Genomic DNA, 16,249 nt, shown 5'->3' on the forward strand with positions numbered 1-16,249 from the left:
CCAAGCGCGGGTGTTTCACGTGAAACACCGATCCGATTCACGCTGTTTCACGTGAAACATGGGGCCGTCGCACCGACCAGGTGCGGCGGCCCTCGGCGTGTTCCTAGGTGCGTACGGCAGGATGTCGCCCATGCCCAGTGCAGAGACGACGCAAGCGAGCGTGCGCGAGCAGGACCCGGTACGGCCGACCAGGGACGACGAGATCGCCGTGGCCGGCAGTGAGCTGATCGGCGGCCCCATCGGACGACGTGCCCTGCTGGGGACGTCCTGGTGGACTCCGGTACGAGTGGTCGCGCTCGTGGCCATCGGCATGTTCGCCCTCGGCCTGGTCCAGAAGGCGCCCTGCTACAACGGCGGCTGGTTCTTCGGGGCCAGCTCGCAGTACACGCACGCCTGCTACTCCGACATTCCGCACCTCTATCAGGGCCGCGGATTCGCCGACGGACTCGTGCCGTACTTCGACAAGATCTCCGGCGACATGGAGTACCTCGAATACCCGGTGCTGACCGGCGTGTTCATGGAGGTGGCCGCCTGGCTCACGCCCGGCAGCGGAACCATCCAGCACCAGGAGCAGTGGTACTGGTTCGTCAACGCCGGAATGCTGATGGTGTGCGCGGCGATCATCGTCGTCTGCGTGTCACGCACGCACGCGCGGCGCCCCTGGGACGGTCTGCTGGTCGCTCTGGCACCCGCCTTCGCTCTGACCGCCACCATCAACTGGGACCTGCTGGCGGTCGCTCTGACGGCCGCTGCGATGCTGATGTGGTCTCGTGGCCGGGCGCTCGCCTTCGGAGTCCTCCTGGGGCTCGCCACGGCCGCCAAGCTCTATCCCGTCCTGCTGCTGGGACCCCTCCTCCTGCTGTGCTGGCGCGCGGGCAAGTGGCGGCCGTTCGGCAAGGCGCTGGGAGGAGCAGTCGTCGCCTGGCTCGCGGTGAACCTTCCGGTGATGTACTTCGCCTTCGACGGCTGGTCGAAGTTCTACACGTTCAGCCAGGAACGGGGCGTCGACTTCGGTTCCTTCTGGCTGGTCATCGCCCAGCGCTTCGACTATCCGTTCACCACCGAGACCGTCAACACCTTCGCGATGCTGCTGGTGCTGGCGTCGGCCGCGGGTATCGCGGCACTCACGCTGACCGCCCCGCGCCGGCCGCGCTTCGCCCAGCTGGCCTTCCTGATCGTCGCGGCCTTCATCCTCACCAACAAGGTCTACTCACCCCAGTACGTTCTGTGGCTGGTCCCCCTTGCCGTACTGGCCCGCCCGAAATGGCGGGACTTCCTGATCTGGCAGGCGTGTGAGGTCGCGTACTTCCTGGGCATCTGGTTGTACCTCGCGTACACGACCAGCGGTGATGCCCACAAGGGGCTGCCCACCGAGGGCTACCAGTTCGTCATCGGCGTCCACCTGGTGGGCACGCTGTACCTGTGTGCCGTGGTCGTCAGGGACATCCTCATGCCGGAGCGGGACGTGGTGCGCCGGGCCGGCGACGACGATCCGTCAGGAGGCGTGCTCGACGGCGCTGAGGACGTCTTCGTACTCGGCCCAGCGGCTCATCCGCCGCGGCACGCCGCGCACTTCGACGGGCCGCAGGTGGAGTGGGGCAGCCAGCAGGTGCGGGAGGACGACGAACGTTCGCTCTGAGCGAACGCGGCTTGTAGGCGCCAAGTGAAAGGCCGTACACGGAGTCCGTGTACGGCCTTTCAGACAACCTGCGGCAGGTGGGTCAGCGGTCGACGATCCGGTCGAACTGCGTGGTGGTGTGGCGCAGATGGGCCACCAGTTCCTCGCCGACCTTCGGCTCCCGGGCGTCCGCCGAGGGCACGAAGAGGATCGACACCTGCATGTGCGGGGGCTCGGCGAACCAGCGCTGCTTGCCGTCCCAGACGAACGGGGCGAGATTGCGGTTGACCGTGGCGAGGCCGGCGCGGGCGACGCCCTTGGCGCGCGGCATGACACCGTGCAGGGCCTTGGGGGCCTCCAGGCCCACCCCGTGCGACGTACCGCCCGCCACGACCACCAGATAGCCGTCCGAGGCCGCTTTCTGCTGCCGGTAGCCGAAGCGGTCGCCCTTGGCCACGTGAGTGACGTCCAGGACCGCGCCGCGGTACTCCGTGGCCTCGTGGTCCCCCAGCCACAGCCGGGTACCGATACGGGCGCGGAAGCGGGTCTGCGGGAACTGCTGCTGAAGTCGCGCGAGGTCCTCGGCCTTGAGGTGGCTGACGAACATGGTGTGCAGGGGCAGCCTGGCCGCGCGCAGCCTGTCCATCCAGCCGATGACCTCCTCCACGGCGTCCGAGCCGTCGGTGCGGTCCAGCGGCAGGTGGATCGCGAAGCCTTCGAGGCGCACGTCCTCTATGGCGGCGTGCAGCTGGGGCAGCTCCTGCTCGGTCACACCGTGACGCTTCATGGAGGACATGACCTCGATGACGACACGGGCCCCGACGAGGCCGTGCACCCCGTCCACCGACGACACCGAGCGGATGACGCGATCGGGCAGTGGCACGGGCTCCTCGCCCCGCCTGAACGGCGTCAGCACCAGCAGGTCCCCGCTGAACCAGTCCTTGGTCCGCGCGGCCTCGTACGTCGTTCCGACGGCCAGGATGTCCGAGCCCAGTCGCGTGGCCTCCTCCGCCAGCCGCTCGTGCCCGAAGCCGTAGCCGTTGCCCTTGCAGACCGGGACGAGTCCCGGGAACTGCTCGGACACGTGCTTGTGGTGCGCACGCCAGCGCGCGGTGTCGACGTAGAGCGTGAGCGCCATGGCCGGGACCTGGAACCTTTCTCGTGGCTGCGGTGCATCAGTGGTGTGAACGGGAATTCCGGTACATCAGCGGCGCGACATGTAGATGTCGAGCGCCTTGTGGAGCAGCTTGTTGAGCGGGAAGTCCCACTCGCCGAGATACTCGGCAGCCTGCCCACCCGTGCCGACCTTGAACTGGATCAGGCCGAAGAGGTGGTCCGTCTCGTCCAGCGAGTCGGAGATGCCGCGCAGGTCGTAGGCGGTGGCGCCCAGCGCGTAGGCGTCGCGCAGCATCCGCCACTGCATGGCGTTCGAGGGACGGACCTCACGCCCGATGTTGTCCGAGGCGCCGTAGGAGTACCAGACGTGCCCGCCGACGATCAGCATCGTCGCGGCCGCCAGGTTCACTCCGTTGTGGCGGGCGAAGTAGAGCCGCATACGGTTGGGGTCCTCGGTGTTGAGGGCCGTCCACATGCGCTGGAAGTACGACAGAGGGCGGGGCCGGAAGTGGTCACGCAACGCTGTGATCTCGTACAGCCGCTGCCATTCCTCCAGGTCCTGGTAACCGCCCTGGACCACCTCGACACCGGCCTTCTCGGCCTTCTTGATGTTGCGGCGCCACAGCTGGTTGAAGTTCTGGTGAACCTCTTCCAGCGAACGGTTCGCGAGCGGCACCTGGTAGACGTAGCGAGGCTGTACGTCGCCGAAGCCGGCCCCGCCGTCCTCGCCCTGCTGCCAGCCCATACGACGCAGCTTGTCGGCGACCTCGAAGGCGCGCGGCTCGATGAAGTCGGCCTCGATGTCGCGCAGCCGCTTCACGTCCGGACTCTGGATGCCCGCCTTGATGGACGTGGCCTCCCAGCGCCGGATGATCACCGGCGGGCCCATCTTCACCGAGAAGGCGCCCTGCTGCTTGAGATGCGCCAGCATCGGCTGGATCCAGTCGTCGAGATTCGGCGCGAACCAGTTGATGACCGGGCCCTCGGGCAGATAGGCCAGATACCGCTTGATCTTGGGCAGCTGGCGGTACAGCACGAGACCGGCGCCGACGATCTCGCCCGTCCGGTCGTCGAACCACCCGAGGCTCTCGGAGCGCCACTCCGCCTTGACGTCTGCCCAGGCCGGAACCTGCATGTGGCTCGCCGACGGCAGGCTCTGGATGTACGCCAGATGCTGCTCACGGCTGATCGTCCTCAGGGTCAGGCTCATTCCGGGCGCTCCTCGGGCTGGTGTGTCCCCATGGGTACAGGGGCTCCGGCTCTCGCGCCGAAGCCTACTGCGCCCTGCGAGCGCCTCGACTGGCCGTACGGCACCTGTGCCCCGGCCTTGCCTCGGCCGGGGCATCAGGGGGGCCGCGTCAGCCGATCACGCCGCCGAAGAGGCCGCCGTGCGCCATGCCGAGGAAGAAGCCGACCGCGGCGGCGCCGAGGCCCATGATCAGCCCGAAGCGTTCGCGGGTCGTCTCCGAGACGAACTGTCCGTACGCGCCGGTGAGGATCCCCACCAGACCGGTCCAGGAACTGAGCAGATGCAGACTGTGGAACATCGCCGTGACGAAGGCCGTCACTCCGAGCACCAGTGTCACAGCGAGCAGGCTGTCCTGGAGCGGATGGGGCTTGCCGTCGGTGGCGAAGAGAGATCCGGCGGTGTTGGGTCGCAATGCCTGTGCCATGTGGCACCTCCTGCGGAAGGCGGCGCATCGTAGCGCCATACACACCCGATGTGTACAGATTGACGGTCACCCGGCCCTGATTTCAACCGGAAGCGCAGTGCGGGTACTCTGTACCCTCTGCACCGGTGTCTGCCCATGCCGCGACGAGGAATCCCTTCGGAGACCTCCGACTGTCAGTGGCTGCCGATACCGTTGCGTACGCATAACAACCCTCCTGCCACGGAACGACCGTGGCCGCTGAGTCCAAAGGAGGTGGGTTCCACATGCGTCACTACGAAGTGATGGTCATCCTCGACCCCGAGCTGGAGGAGCGCGCTGTCGCCCCTCTGCTCGAGAACTTCCTCTCCGTCGTCCGTGAGGGCAACGGAAAGGTCGAGAAGGTCGACACCTGGGGCCGTCGTCGTCTCTCGTACGAGATCAAGAAGAAGCCCGAGGGCATCTACTCGGTCATCGACCTGCAGGCCGAGCCTGCGGTCGTCAAGGAGCTCGACCGGCAGATGAACCTGAACGAGTCGGTCCTCCGGACCAAGGTCCTCCGCCCCGAGACCCACTGAGCCTCCCGCTCAGCTGATCTCGGGAATCCGAGTAGCAGCACCAAAAGCAGCCAGCAGCAAACCCGCCGAGAGGTTCCCCTATGGCAGGCGAGACCGTCATCACGGTCGTCGGCAATCTTGTCGACGACCCCGAGCTGCGCTTCACCCCCTCGGGTGCGGCGGTCGCGAAGTTCCGTGTCGCGTCCACCCCCCGCACCTTCGACCGGCAGACGAACGAGTGGAAGGACGGCGAAAGCCTGTTCCTGACCTGCTCGGTCTGGCGTCAGGCGGCGGAGAACGTGGCCGAGTCGCTCCAGCGAGGCATGCGCGTCATCGTGCAGGGCCGGCTGAAGCAGCGGTCCTACGAGACCACGCAGGGCGAGAAGCGCACGGTCTACGAGCTGGACGTCGACGAGGTCGGCGCCAGCCTGCGCAGCGCCACCGCCAAGGTAACCAAGGCCGCCGGCCGAGGTGGCCAGGGCGGTTACAGCGGCGGCAGTGGCGGCGGTGGCGGTGGCGGCCAGCAGGGCGGCGGCTGGGGTGGAAACTCCGGCGGTGCTCCGCAGGGCGGCAGCGCTCCGGCTGAAGACCCCTGGGCAACGGGCGCTCCCGCTGGTGGCAACCAGGGTGGCGCTGGTGGCGGCGGCTGGGGTGGAAACTCCGGCGGCTCCGGTAGTTCCGGCGGTTCCGGTGGTTCCGGTGGTTCCGGTGGCGGCTACTCGGACGAGCCCCCCTTCTAGGCCTTTGGCCGAGGGGTGGGCCGTACCCACACTTCTTGATCACACAGGAGAGACACCATGGCGAAGCCGCCTGTGCGCAAGCCTAAGAAGAAGGTCTGCGCTTTCTGCAAGGACAAGGTCCAGTACGTGGACTACAAGGACACGAACATGCTGCGGAAGTTCATTTCCGACCGCGGCAAGATCCGTGCCCGCCGCGTCACCGGCAACTGCACGCAGCACCAGCGTGACGTCGCCACGGCTGTCAAGAACAGCCGTGAGATGGCGCTGCTGCCCTACACGTCAACCGCGCGATAAGGGAAGGGTGACCGACTAATGAAGATCATCCTTACCCACGAGGTCTCCGGCCTCGGTACCGCGGGCGACGTCGTCGACGTCAAGGACGGCTACGCTCGCAACTACCTGATCCCTCGGAACTTCGCGATCCGTTGGACCAAGGGTGGCGAGAAGGACGTCGAGCAGATTCGTCGCGCTCGCAAGATCCACGAGATCCAGACCATCGAGCAGGCCAACGACATCAAGGCCCGCCTCGAAGGCGTCAAGGTCCGTCTGGCCGTCCGCTCCGGCGACGCCGGTCGTCTCTTCGGTTCCGTCACCCCGGCCGACATCGCCACGGCGATCAAGGCTTCCGGTGGCCCCGACGTCGACAAGCGCCGCATCGAGCTGGGCACGCCGATCAAGACGCTCGGCGCCCACGAGACGTCCGTGCGCCTGCACCCCGAGGTTGCCGCCAAGGTCAACATCGAGGTCGTCGCCGCCTGAGCCTCGCGCTCGCTGAGCAGTTCCAGGGCCGCATCCTCCGGGGTGCGGCCCTTCTGCGTGAGCGGAACTGAGAACGGCGATGTTTCACGTGAAACGGTAGGAATCGGGTCGATGTTTCACGTGAAACAGGAGGATGTGGAGCGGAGGGGTGCGGCGTACTCGGCGCTCTCCGTACCTTCAGCGGGTGGCGCCCGTGACCATCCAACGGCCTGAACGGGCTCGCAGCCACAGAGTCAGCATGCGGACAGTCATCATGAGCGTCATCGCTCCCCAGAGGGCGGTGAGGCCGCCACCGAAGGTTGGCACGAGCAGGGCCACCGGTGCGAAGGCGGCCAGTGTGATCAGCATCGCCCCGGCCAGGTAAGGGCCGTCGCCCGCGCCCATCAGTACGCCGTCCAGGACAAAGACGATCCCGCAGATCGGTTGCGACAGCGCGACCATGAGCAGGGCCGGCAACGCGGTGTCCTTGACCACGGCGTCGCTGGTGAACAGGGGCAGGAACAATGGGCGGCTGACGATCACCAGCAGGCCGAGCACGATTCCGGTGGCGATGCCCCACTCGATCATTCTGCGGCAGGCTTCGCGGGCGCCCCGAGTGTCGTTCGCGCCGAGATAGCGCCCGATGATGGCCTGCCCTGCGATGGCGATCGCGTCGAGCGCGAAAGCGAGCAGGCTCCACAAGGACAGGATGATCTGGTGTGCGGCGACGTCCGCGTCCCCAAGCCGTGCGGCAACGGCCGTGGCGATCATGAGGATCGCCCGTAGGGAGAGGGTACGCACGAGAAGCGGCGCGCCCGCCTGGGCGGAGGCCCGTATCCCCGCGGTGTCGGGGCGCAGCGAGGCGCCGTGCCGGCGGGCGCCCCGGACGACGACCGTGAGATAGGCCGCCGCCATGCCCCACTGGGCGATGACGGTGCCCCAGGCGGAACCCGCGATGCCCAGGTCCGCGCCGTAGACGAGGCCCACGTTCAGGGCGGCGTTGGCGACGAAGCCCGCGATGGCGACGTACAGCGGGGTTCTGGTGTCCTGGAGCCCGCGCAGAACACCGGTGGAGGCGAGGACGACGAGCATGGCCGGGATTCCGAGTGCGGAGATCCACAGATAGGTGGCCGCGTACGGGGCTGCGGTGTTCGAGGCGCCGACGAGGTCCACGAGCGCGTGCGCCGAGGGCAGGACTACGGCAATGACCGCGGCGCCGAGCAGTAGGGCAAGCCAGATGCCGTCCACGCCCTGGCGGATGGCGGCCTGGAGATCACCCCCGCCGACGCGTCGGGCGACGGCGGCTGTGGTGGCGTACGCGAGGAAGACGAAGACGCTGACCGCTGTGGTGAGTAGGACAGAGGCGATGCCGAGGCCGGCGAGTTGTGCTGTGCCGAGATGGCCGATGATGGCGCTGTCGGCAATGACGAAGAGAGGCTCGGCGATGAGTGCGCCGAAGGCGGGGACGGCCAGTGCGACGATCTCTCGGTCGTGCCGGCGTCGGGTCGCCCTGGGTTCAGCGGGAGCCTGTGTCATGACCACCAATCTAATCTTCCACAGGTAAGAGATGCAATGTGCTTGTGACTATTACCTGGTCTCTTGAGGTGCGCCTCGAGGTGTGCCGCTCGTGGAGATCTTGGCCCGATGTGGAAAGTTTTTCTTCTGCACAGCCAGTGGATGGGAAAAGAGCTGGTCAGAGGTGGTGCGTCGAAAGCCGCGAAAGCTTGTTCACAGGGCTGTCCACCGAGTCGTGCACAGGTTTTGCTGAGTTCTCCACAGCATCCGGGCCGTCGTCCACATGGCCTGTGGATAACCAGATTGGCTGACGGTGCCGACGGGCCTACGGTGGTGCGGCGCCCGCTCCTTCTCCCAGCCTCGGAAACGTCACAAAACCGACGCGCCGGAACCGGAGTTGGGCGTCTTATTTGTCAGTGCCGTGCCGTAGAAAAGAGGGCACGGCGAGGTCCGCTCGGCGGACGGGAGGAGGTGGCTCGGTGAGTATTTCCGAGCCCTTGGACGATCCGTGGGCCGACAGTGGTCCCAGTGATCGTCTGCCCCCCACCCGACAGCGCCGCGAAGGGGGCCGGGGCCGCGAGGAACAGCACGACCGTGGTCGCGAAAACGGCGCGTGGGAAAGCGAGAGCACGTCTTTCGAGCGCGTACCGCCCCAGGACCTGGACGCCGAGCAGTCCGTCCTCGGCGGCATGCTGCTGTCCAAGGACGCGATCGCCGACGTTGTCGAGGTACTCAAGGGCCACGACTTCTACCGGCCCGCGCACGAGATCGTCTACACGGCGATCCTTGATCTCTACGCGAAGGGCGAGCCGGCCGACCCCATCACGGTTGCGGCCGAACTCACCAGACGGGGCGAGATCACCAAGGTAGGCGGTGCCCCCTATCTGCACGCACTGGTGCAGACGGTGCCGACGGCGGCCAACGCCGAGTACTACGCGGAGATCGTGCACGAGCGCGCGGTTCTGCGCCGTCTGGTCGAGGCCGGAACCCGTATCACCCAGATGGGATACGCGGCCGACGGGGACGTCGACGAGATCGTCAACAGCGCCCAGGCCGAGATCTTCGCGGTCACCGAGCAGCGCACCACGGAGGACTATCTGCCGCTCGGCGACATCATGGAGGGCGCGCTCGACGAGATCGAGGCGATCGGCTCACGTTCGGGGGAGATGACCGGTGTGCCGACCGGGTTCACCGACCTCGACCAGCTCACCAACGGTCTGCACCCCGGTCAGATGATCATCATCGCGGCCCGCCCCGCCATGGGTAAGTCGACGCTGGCGCTGGACTTCGCTCGTGCCTGCTCGATCAAGCACAACATGCCGAGCGTGATCTTCTCCCTCGAAATGGGCCGCAACGAGATCGCCATGCGTCTGCTGTCCGCCGAGGCACGTGTGGCCCTTCACCACATGCGCTCCGGCACGATGACCGACGAGGACTGGACCCGGCTCGCCCGCCGTATGCCGGACGTGTCGGCCGCGCCGCTGTACATCGACGACTCCCCGAACCTGTCGATGATGGAGATCCGTGCCAAGTGCCGCCGCCTCAAGCAGCGCGCGGACCTGAAGCTCGTGATCATCGACTACCTCCAGCTGATGCAGTCCGGCGGCAAGCGTTCCGAGAGCCGTCAGCAGGAGGTCTCCGACATGTCGCGAAACCTGAAGCTCCTGGCCAAGGAGCTGGAGCTGCCGGTGATCGCGCTGTCGCAGCTGAACCGTGGCCCCGAGCAGCGTACGGACAAGAAGCCCATGGTCTCCGACCTGCGTGAGTCCGGATCCATCGAGCAGGACGCGGACATGGTGATCCTGCTGCACCGTGAGGACGCGTACGAGAAGGAGTCTCCGCGCGCGGGCGAGGCGGACATCATCGTCGGCAAGCACCGAAACGGCCCGACAGCGACGATCACAGTTGCCTTCCAGGGACACTATTCGCGCTTCGTGGACATGGCCCAGACGTGACGCGTACCCCAGGGCTGGGGAAATGAGCTCGACGCAACGCAACACGACCGATGAACTTGCCCCATGACAACACCTCAGGACGAGCTCCTTCCCGGCACGCGGCGGGCGTTGCTGCATCGGATCGCGGTTGCCCAGAGTGAAGGGCGGGCGCCGTCGTTGGTCGCGGCGGTGGTGCGCGGCGGGGAGACAGTGTGGACGGGGGCGCGGAGCTCGGTGGACGGCCATGCGCCCGATGCCAACGTGCAGTACCGGATCGGTTCGATCACCAAGACCTTCACCGCAGTACTGGTGATGCGACTGCGCGACGAGGGGCTTGTCGATCTCGTCGATCCGCTGGAGAAACACCTGCCGGGTACCGGCGCGGGGGAGGCCACCATCGCCGAACTGCTCGCGCACACCGGGGGGTTGGCGGCCGAGTCACCCGGGCCCTGGTGGGAGCGGACACCCGGATCCTTGCGGCCCGAGCTGGCCGGCGTACTCGGGGAGCGGCCGTTGCTGCATCCCGTGGGTCGACGCCACCACTACTCGAACCCCGGCTACAGCGTTCTCGGCGCTCTGGTCGAGGAGCTGCGCGGTGCTCCGTGGGAGGACGTGCTGCGGCGTGAGGTGCTCGAACCCCTGGGGCTGGAGCGGACCAGCGGGCAGCCGCAGGCACCGCACGCCGGTGGCTGGGCGGTGCATCCCTGGGCCGATGTGCTGCTGCCGGAGCCGACGGAGGACCTCGGACGGATGGCGCCGGCCGGTCAGCTCTGGTCCACGACAGCAGACTTGGCGCGCTTCGCCGCCTTCCTCGCCAAGGGGGACGACCGGGTGCTGAGCGCCGCGTCAGTTGCGGAGATGCGTACGCCGGCAGCTCCGGCCGAGCCGGAGGATGTGGCCGCGGGTGCGGCGTACGGCCTCGGTATGCAGGTCCAGTACCGGGACGGCCGACTGCTGGTGGGGCACGGAGGATCACTGCCCGGCTTCCTGGCGAGCCTCACCATCAGCGTGGCGGACGACCTCGCGGCTGTCGTCATGGCCAACTGCACCTCAGGCTCGGCGGTGTCCGCGGTCGCCGCCGACCTCGTGAAGATCGTCGCGGAGGCCGAGCCGCGGATTCCCGAGCCATGGCGTCCGTTGCCCGAAGTCGACAGGGCCGTACTGGAGTTGGCGGGCCAGTGGTACTGGGGGACCGCCCCTTATGTCCTGCGACTGTCGGTCGATGGGGGTGTCTCGCTGGGGCCCTTGACGGGCGCCGGCCGTCGCTCGCGCTTCAGGTCGAACGGCGACGGCACCTGGACGGGCCTCGACGGTTACTTCGCCGGAGAGCTCCTGAGGGCCGTACGACGGCCGAGCGGAGTCGCGGACCACCTGGACCTCGGGTCGTTCGTCTTCGTGCGTCAGCCGTACGAGGAGGGGGCGTCCGTGCCGGGTGGGGTGGATCCGGAAGGGTGGCGCGGGATCAGGTAGGCGCCGACTGCGAAGAAGCGTCATGTTTCACGTGAAACATGACGCTTCCTCCGGGTGTTCAGAGCTGGAGTTTGAAGCCCACATGCGAAGGCGTGAAGCCGAGCCGTTCGTAGAAACGGTGGGCGTCCGTGCGGGTGACGTCCGAGGTCAGCTGAACCAACTGGCAGTTCTCCCGGCGTGACGTGTCGATCGCCCACTCGATGAGCCGGCCGCCGAGACCGCTGCCGCGTTCGGCGGCGTGAACGCGTACGCCCTCGATGATCGACCGGGTCGCACCTTTGCGGGACAGTCCGGGAACGATCGTGAGCTGGAGCGTGCCGACTACGCGCCCCTTGCGGACGGCGACGACCAGGTGCTGGTTCGGGTCGGCGGTCAGACGGGCCAGTGCGGTCAGGTACGGGGTCAAGTCGTCCGGTGACTCGCGCTGCGCGCCCAGCGGGTCGTCGGCGAGCATGCCGACGATCGCGGGAACATCCTCCGCGGTCGCGGACCGTATCTCAAGATCTCCCATGGCCGAACCCTATGCGGGGAGGTTCACCGACTCCACGACCCGGACCAGCGGAGCCGGCTCCGGATTCCTGGCGGCTTCGTCGAGTGCCTCGCGAAGGGCGATGTCGTTGGTGGGGCGTGCCTCGTCGAGAAGGTCGAGCCCTGCTTCGCTGACGTTCGTGTAGATCCCGCGGCGGTCGGTTGGGCACAGATAGCGGGCCAGCAGCCCGCGGTCCCCAAGTCTGGTGACCAGTCGTGTCGTGGCGCTCTGGCTGAGGACGACCGCGTCGGCGACCGCCTTCATCTGCAGATGGACGCCCACGCCGTCGTGCTGTCGCCGTCACGATCGCGCTGATCGGTGGGCTTGGCTTCGCCACCGTCCCGCCCCTGCAGAAGCGGGTCCTCGACCAGGCGCAGGGTGTGCCGACACTGGCCTCGGCCGTCAACATCGGGGCCTTCAACCTCGGCAACGCACTCTCCGCCTGGCTCGGAGGCATGGTGATCGCGGCGGGTCTCGGCTACACCGACCCCAACTGGGTCGGTGCCGCTCTCGCTACTGGCGCCCTGCTCCTGGCCTTCCTGTCGGGCGCTCTGGAGCGCCGCGCCGGGGCACCCAGTCCGGTCGTCGCCGGCGGCACGCCTGTCAGGCGGCAGGCGGCCCTGCGCCGGTGACCCGGACAGGCCGGGCGCGGTTCAGAGTCGCCGCCGTGTCTGCTGGGAGCCGCAGAGTTGGTCTCTTGCCGCAGACCATCAGCCCGCGGCCACCGTCAGAGGCGCGAACCGCCGCGTCCAGTCACCCGGCAGTTCGGGGATTCCGTACGTCATCACCGCGTTGAGGCCCGCTTGCGCCAGCCCGCGCTCCTTCACCCAGGCCAGCAGTGCCTCGTGTCTTACGTCGATGTCCGTGCGCAGCGGACGGTCGGTGTGGGCGGCGAGGGAGGTGAGGAGCGCTTTCGCCGTCTCCGTGTCGCGGGCGATCAAGGGACCGACGACATGGGTGTCCATGTTGGGCCAGGCCGCCGCGTAGCCGATGATCCGGCCGTTCTCCTCGGCGACGCGCAACTGGTCGGAGAAGGCGGGCAGCCGCGTGATGACGGGGGTGCGGTCGATGCCGAACACCTCCTCGTCGAGCCGGATGATTTCGGTGAGATCCTCGGCCGTGGCCGCGCGCGTGCCGACTTCGGGCTCCGGTCCGTCCGGTGTGAAGTGTCCGCGCAACATCTCGGACCTGCCGATGACCTTGAAGCCGAGTTCTTCGTAGAGCGGGCGGCCGTTCGAGGTCGCGTACAGCGTCAGTGGCGTGGTGCCCATCGCGGCGACGATGTGCTGCATCAGCCGCCGCCCGACGCCCTGGCGGGCATACCGCTCGGCGACCAGCACCATGCCGATGGCTCCCAACTCGGGGTTTCCATACAGTCCGTACTCGGTGACGACGCATGCGGCGACCAGTCCGCCGCCGGGGTCGTCGATCCCGTAGCCCTTCCCGGCCGTGAGCAGGAGACCCCACTTGTGCTCCTCGCGGGGCCAGCCCCGGTCCTCGGACAAGTCGGCGCAGGCGGTGAGATCGCGGTGCGTCAGACGGCGGATGGGAAGATCAGCGGGAGAAGGAGTCGGCACGCAGGTCAGGCTGTCCGACCGGCACCCCTTGCGTCCACCTGTTTGCGGCCGACCGCACGCTCTTTTGGCCATCTCGTGCCGGACCGTACAGCGCGTGGACAGATGTTTCACGTGAAACGTTGAGCAACGGTCATCGGGCGACAGGCCCTCGCCTCGGCACTCATGACGCGACTGCATCTCTTCGACGTCGACGGAATACTGCTGCACGGTTCGGCCGCCCCCGTCGAGATATCCCGGCAACTTGGGCTCGACCGCGAAATTGCCGAGTTGGAGCGGGACTTCGTGACCCGGCGTGTCGAAGCTGCGGAGTACGCGCGGCGCGTGTACCTCCTCTGGGCTGAACTGACCGTGGCCCATGTCGACGCGGCCTTCGCGGAAGCGCCCTGGCTGCGGCGGATCAGGGAGACATGGGATGCGATCCGGGACCGAGGGGAGTACTGCGCCGTTGTCTCTCTGTCGCCCTCGTTCTTCGTCGAACGGCTGACGGGGTGGGGCGCGCATGCGGCGCATGGCTCGCGCTTTCCGGCGGTGCCCTTCACGGAGCCGCTGGATCCCACCGGAATCCTGACGCCCGCGGCCAAGGTGCAGATCACGGACCGGCTCTGCGGGCAGTTCGGGCTGACCCGGGCGGACTGTGTCGCGTACGGCGATTCGCTCTCCGACGCGGAGCTCTTCGGGGTGGTACCGGTCTCCGTCGCGGTCAACGCCGACCGTCATCTGGCAGGTCTCGCGACCCACACCTACGCGGGGCAGGATTTGTGGGATGCCTATGAATTGGTGTGCGGCGCCCGGTAGTTGATGGAATTGATGGTTCGCCCCCTTGCTCGTCAGCGGTGAATCAGGGCGGGACTTGTGTGCTCGGCAACGGCCGGTATGGTCGACTCCGGTTCTTGTCCGATCGGGGGTGCGTATCCCGCGCACGAGGCAGGAGCAGGGCAATGCAGCCTAAGGGGACGGAGAGATCGAAGACTCGCATTTCCGGTTACGCGACGGAGGTCCGGGTTGAATGTGGCCGCATTGGACAGGGGGCGAACGGGGAAAACCAGCCGTCAGCGGGGGAACGCGAGCACATTCCGAACCAGGAAGTGCGCAGACCGACCGAAAGATGTTCGAGGCGAGGCAGACCATGGACGCTCCGATCACCACGTCGGCCGACAACGGCACTACCGGCGGCAGCGGCGGGGACGGCTGGTTCAAGCCGCACAAGCAGCCGGAGGCGTCCCCGGGTGGCGAGCAGGAGGCAGCGGAAGGCAATCGGCTCGCCGCGCTGCGTCCCGTGGGCAGGCCCACTCCGGGTGCCGCCCCGAGCTTCTTGCCGGATGCCAACGCCCGTCAGGCGGGGAACGAGCCTCCGTCGGCGCGAGAACGAATACCCGCGCCGCCGCCCCCTGAGCCTCCGGCGACCCCTCCCAATCCCGCGCCCTTGCCTCCCCTGCCCCTCGCTCCCGCGACTCCACTTCCCGCGCCCTTCACTCCCGCGCCTTCGGTCAACGAGACCCCGGTTCGCCCGCCCTTCGCCCCGGTGACCCCGGCTTCCGTACCGCCGGTTTCCGACACGTGGTCGGGCACACCCGAGCCCGTTCCCCCCGCACCGCCTCTCCGCCCGGTGCCGGCCATCGAGGCCACCACCGCCGAGGCTTCCCCCGCACCCCCCGCGCCGTACTCCGAGCCGCTCCAGCAGGCGTCCCCGGACGCAGTGCGCATCCGGCGGACCATGGAAGTGGTCGGTCCTGTCGCCGACAAGGCCACCTCGTACTTCTACGCGCTCCTCTTCGTTCGCCATCCCGAACTGCGCTCACTTTTCCCGGCCGCGATGGACACCCAGCGGGACCGGCTTCTCAAGGCACTGCTCACCGCCGCCGAGCACATCGACAACACCGAGGTACTCGTCGCGTATCTGAAGAACCTCGGCCGCGGCCACCGCAAGTACGGCACGCGACCCGAGCACTACCCGGCCGTCGGCGAGTGCCTCATCGGCTCGCTGAGCCGGTACGCCGCCGAGATCTGGGACCAGGAGACCGAGGCGGCGTGGGTGCGGGCGTACACGACGATGTCCCAGGTGATGATCGACGCTGCGGCCGTCGATGAACTGCGCGCTCCGGCCTGGTGGTACGCGGAGGTGGTCTCGCACGACCTCAGGACCCCGGACATCGCCGTCATCACCGTCCGGCCCGACCAGCCGTACCCGTTCCTCGCCGGGCAGTACACGAGCCTGGAGACGCCGTGGTGGCCCCGCATCTGGCGGCACTACTCCTTCGCCTCGGCGCCCCGCTCCGACGGTCTGCTGTCGTTCCATGTGAAGGCGGTGCCTGCGGGCTGGGTCTCCAACGCGCTGGTGCACCGTGCCCGATCCGGCGACATCGTCCGGCTCGGCCCGCCCGCCGGCACGATGACTGTCGACCACACCACCAACAGCGGGCTGCTCTGTCTGGGCGGCGGCACCGGCATCGCGCCCATCAAGGCACTGGTCGAGGACGTCGCCGAGCACGGTGACCGGCGGCGGGTCGAGGTCTTCTACGGCGCCCGTACAGATCTCGACCTGTACGACATCGACGCCATGCTGCGGCTCCAGCAGAGCCACTCCTGGCTGGCGGTGCGCGCGGTCATAGACCAGCAGGCGCATCTCCAGCTCCCCGATGCCGTACGGGAGTACGGGCCCTGGTACGAGTACGACGCCTACCTGTCGGGCCCGCCCGGGATGATCCGCAGCGGGGTGGACGAGCTGCTGCGCACCGGTTTCCCCGCGGAGCGGATCCACCACGACTCGGTGGAGGAACTGGTCGTCACCGGTAGCTGACCCGGCTGC

15 protein-coding genes and 2 pseudogenes are annotated in these 16,249 nt (G+C 67.8%); 10 read left to right on the plus strand and 7 right to left on the minus strand.

Going from position 1 to position 16,249, the window contains the following annotated elements:
* Window positions 1-130: 130 nt before the first annotated feature.
* Window positions 131-1,639, plus strand: a complete 1,509-nt coding sequence (locus tag G3I71_RS18455; RefSeq protein WP_164315896.1) for a glycosyltransferase family 87 protein — start codon at window positions 131-133, stop codon at window positions 1,637-1,639.
* An 82-nt stretch (window positions 1,640-1,721) separates the two neighbouring features.
* Here the strand turns inward: G3I71_RS18455 and G3I71_RS18460 are convergent, their stop codons facing one another.
* The 3 genes from G3I71_RS18460 to G3I71_RS18470 form a co-directional block, all read right to left on the minus strand.
* Entirely contained in the window at window positions 1,722-2,756 is a 1,035-nt protein-coding gene (locus G3I71_RS18460; protein WP_164315897.1) for an alanine racemase, read from the minus strand.
* A 66-nt stretch (window positions 2,757-2,822) separates the two neighbouring features.
* Window positions 2,823-3,944: a peptidoglycan bridge formation glycyltransferase FemX gene (gene femX, locus G3I71_RS18465; protein ID WP_164315898.1), complete on the minus strand. Its 1,122-nt coding sequence runs from the start codon at window positions 3,942-3,944 to the stop codon at window positions 2,823-2,825.
* A 148-nt stretch (window positions 3,945-4,092) separates the two neighbouring features.
* Entirely contained in the window at window positions 4,093-4,407 is a 315-nt protein-coding gene (locus G3I71_RS18470; RefSeq protein WP_164315899.1) for a hypothetical protein, read from the minus strand.
* 263 nt (window positions 4,408-4,670) lie between these two features.
* Here G3I71_RS18470 and rpsF point away from each other — a divergent pair, with 263 nt between their 5' ends.
* The 4 genes from rpsF (at window position 4,671) to rplI (ending at window position 6,439) form a co-directional block, all read left to right on the plus strand.
* Entirely contained in the window at window positions 4,671-4,961 is a 291-nt protein-coding gene (rpsF, locus tag G3I71_RS18475; RefSeq protein ID WP_164315900.1) for a 30S ribosomal protein S6, read from the plus strand.
* Between the two features lie 80 nt (window positions 4,962-5,041).
* Window positions 5,042-5,680, plus strand: coding sequence for a single-stranded DNA-binding protein (locus G3I71_RS18480; protein WP_164315901.1), 639 nt, complete (start codon window positions 5,042-5,044; stop codon window positions 5,678-5,680).
* Window positions 5,681-5,737: 57 nt separating this feature from the next.
* Complete coding sequence (gene rpsR, locus G3I71_RS18485) at window positions 5,738-5,974, plus strand: 30S ribosomal protein S18 (RefSeq protein WP_006381652.1); 237 nt, start codon at window positions 5,738-5,740, stop codon at window positions 5,972-5,974.
* Window positions 5,975-5,992: 18 nt separating this feature from the next.
* Entirely contained in the window at window positions 5,993-6,439 is a 447-nt protein-coding gene (gene rplI, locus G3I71_RS18490) for a 50S ribosomal protein L9 (RefSeq protein WP_164315902.1), read from the plus strand.
* Between the two features lie 177 nt (window positions 6,440-6,616).
* Here the strand turns inward: rplI and G3I71_RS18495 are convergent, their stop codons facing one another.
* On the minus strand, window positions 6,617-7,954 hold the full coding sequence (locus G3I71_RS18495) for an MATE family efflux transporter (protein ID WP_164315903.1): 1,338 nt from the start codon (window positions 7,952-7,954) through the stop codon (window positions 6,617-6,619).
* A 458-nt stretch (window positions 7,955-8,412) separates the two neighbouring features.
* On the opposite strand from G3I71_RS18495, the gene dnaB reads away from it, so the two are divergent.
* Both dnaB and G3I71_RS18505 read left to right on the plus strand, forming a co-directional pair.
* The gene (dnaB, locus tag G3I71_RS18500) at window positions 8,413-9,888 is read left to right on the plus strand and encodes a replicative DNA helicase (RefSeq protein ID WP_164315904.1); all 1,476 of its coding nucleotides are present in this window, start codon (window positions 8,413-8,415) and stop codon (window positions 9,886-9,888) included.
* 63 nt (window positions 9,889-9,951) lie between these two features.
* Window positions 9,952-11,337: a serine hydrolase gene (locus G3I71_RS18505; protein WP_164315905.1), complete on the plus strand. Its 1,386-nt coding sequence runs from the start codon at window positions 9,952-9,954 to the stop codon at window positions 11,335-11,337.
* A gap of 58 nt (window positions 11,338-11,395) precedes the next feature.
* On the opposite strand, the gene G3I71_RS18510 is transcribed toward G3I71_RS18505, so the two are convergent.
* Entirely contained in the window at window positions 11,396-11,848 is a 453-nt protein-coding gene (locus G3I71_RS18510) for a GNAT family N-acetyltransferase (RefSeq protein ID WP_164315906.1), read from the minus strand.
* A gap of 9 nt (window positions 11,849-11,857) precedes the next feature.
* Window positions 11,858-12,163 (minus strand): annotated as a pseudogene (locus tag G3I71_RS18515) (MarR family winged helix-turn-helix transcriptional regulator); the annotation flags it as partial.
* Here G3I71_RS18515 and G3I71_RS18520 point away from each other — a divergent pair.
* Window positions 12,163-12,498 (plus strand): annotated as a pseudogene (locus tag G3I71_RS18520) (MFS transporter); the annotation flags it as partial. The pseudogenes G3I71_RS18515 and G3I71_RS18520 overlap by 1 nt on opposite strands.
* A gap of 78 nt (window positions 12,499-12,576) precedes the next feature.
* On the opposite strand, the gene G3I71_RS18525 reads toward G3I71_RS18520, so the two are convergent.
* Window positions 12,577-13,443: a GNAT family N-acetyltransferase gene (locus G3I71_RS18525; RefSeq protein WP_164315907.1), complete on the minus strand. Its 867-nt coding sequence runs from the start codon at window positions 13,441-13,443 to the stop codon at window positions 12,577-12,579.
* A gap of 162 nt (window positions 13,444-13,605) precedes the next feature.
* On the opposite strand from G3I71_RS18525, the gene G3I71_RS18530 reads away from it, so the two are divergent.
* On the plus strand, window positions 13,606-14,238 hold the full coding sequence (locus G3I71_RS18530) for an HAD family phosphatase (protein ID WP_164315908.1): 633 nt from the start codon (window positions 13,606-13,608) through the stop codon (window positions 14,236-14,238).
* A 310-nt stretch (window positions 14,239-14,548) separates the two neighbouring features.
* Window positions 14,549-16,240 carry a globin domain-containing protein gene (locus G3I71_RS18535; RefSeq protein ID WP_203730700.1) on the plus strand — a complete coding sequence of 564 codons (1,692 nt, stop codon included), beginning with the start codon at window positions 14,549-14,551 and terminating at the stop codon, window positions 16,238-16,240.
* Window positions 16,241-16,249 lie beyond the last annotated feature (9 nt).

This window comes from Streptomyces sp. SID12501, assembly GCF_010550245.1.
Taxonomy (GTDB): Bacteria; Actinomycetota; Actinomycetes; order Streptomycetales; family Streptomycetaceae; genus Streptomyces.

Excerpts from the sequence above, each read along its gene's own strand:
- G3I71_RS18455 (WP_164315896.1), top strand. The coding sequence starts at position 131 with ATGCCCAGTGCAGAGACGACGCAAGCGAGCGTGCGCGAGCAGGACCCG.
- G3I71_RS18460 (WP_164315897.1), bottom strand. The coding sequence starts at position 2,756 with ATGGCGCTCACGCTCTACGTCGACACCGCGCGCTGGCGTGCGCACCAC.
- femX (WP_164315898.1), bottom strand. The coding sequence starts at position 3,944 with ATGAGCCTGACCCTGAGGACGATCAGCCGTGAGCAGCATCTGGCGTAC.
- G3I71_RS18470 (WP_164315899.1), bottom strand. The coding sequence starts at position 4,407 with ATGGCACAGGCATTGCGACCCAACACCGCCGGATCTCTCTTCGCCACC.
- rpsF (WP_164315900.1), top strand. The coding sequence starts at position 4,671 with ATGCGTCACTACGAAGTGATGGTCATCCTCGACCCCGAGCTGGAGGAG.
- G3I71_RS18480 (WP_164315901.1), top strand. The coding sequence starts at position 5,042 with ATGGCAGGCGAGACCGTCATCACGGTCGTCGGCAATCTTGTCGACGAC.
- rpsR (WP_006381652.1), top strand. The coding sequence starts at position 5,738 with ATGGCGAAGCCGCCTGTGCGCAAGCCTAAGAAGAAGGTCTGCGCTTTC.
- rplI (WP_164315902.1), top strand. The coding sequence starts at position 5,993 with ATGAAGATCATCCTTACCCACGAGGTCTCCGGCCTCGGTACCGCGGGC.
- G3I71_RS18495 (WP_164315903.1), bottom strand. The coding sequence starts at position 7,954 with ATGACACAGGCTCCCGCTGAACCCAGGGCGACCCGACGCCGGCACGAC.
- G3I71_RS18505 (WP_164315905.1), top strand. The coding sequence starts at position 9,952 with ATGACAACACCTCAGGACGAGCTCCTTCCCGGCACGCGGCGGGCGTTG.
- G3I71_RS18510 (WP_164315906.1), bottom strand. The coding sequence starts at position 11,848 with ATGGGAGATCTTGAGATACGGTCCGCGACCGCGGAGGATGTTCCCGCG.
- G3I71_RS18530 (WP_164315908.1), top strand. The coding sequence starts at position 13,606 with ATGACGCGACTGCATCTCTTCGACGTCGACGGAATACTGCTGCACGGT.
- G3I71_RS18535 (WP_203730700.1), top strand. The coding sequence starts at position 14,549 with ATGTTCGAGGCGAGGCAGACCATGGACGCTCCGATCACCACGTCGGCC.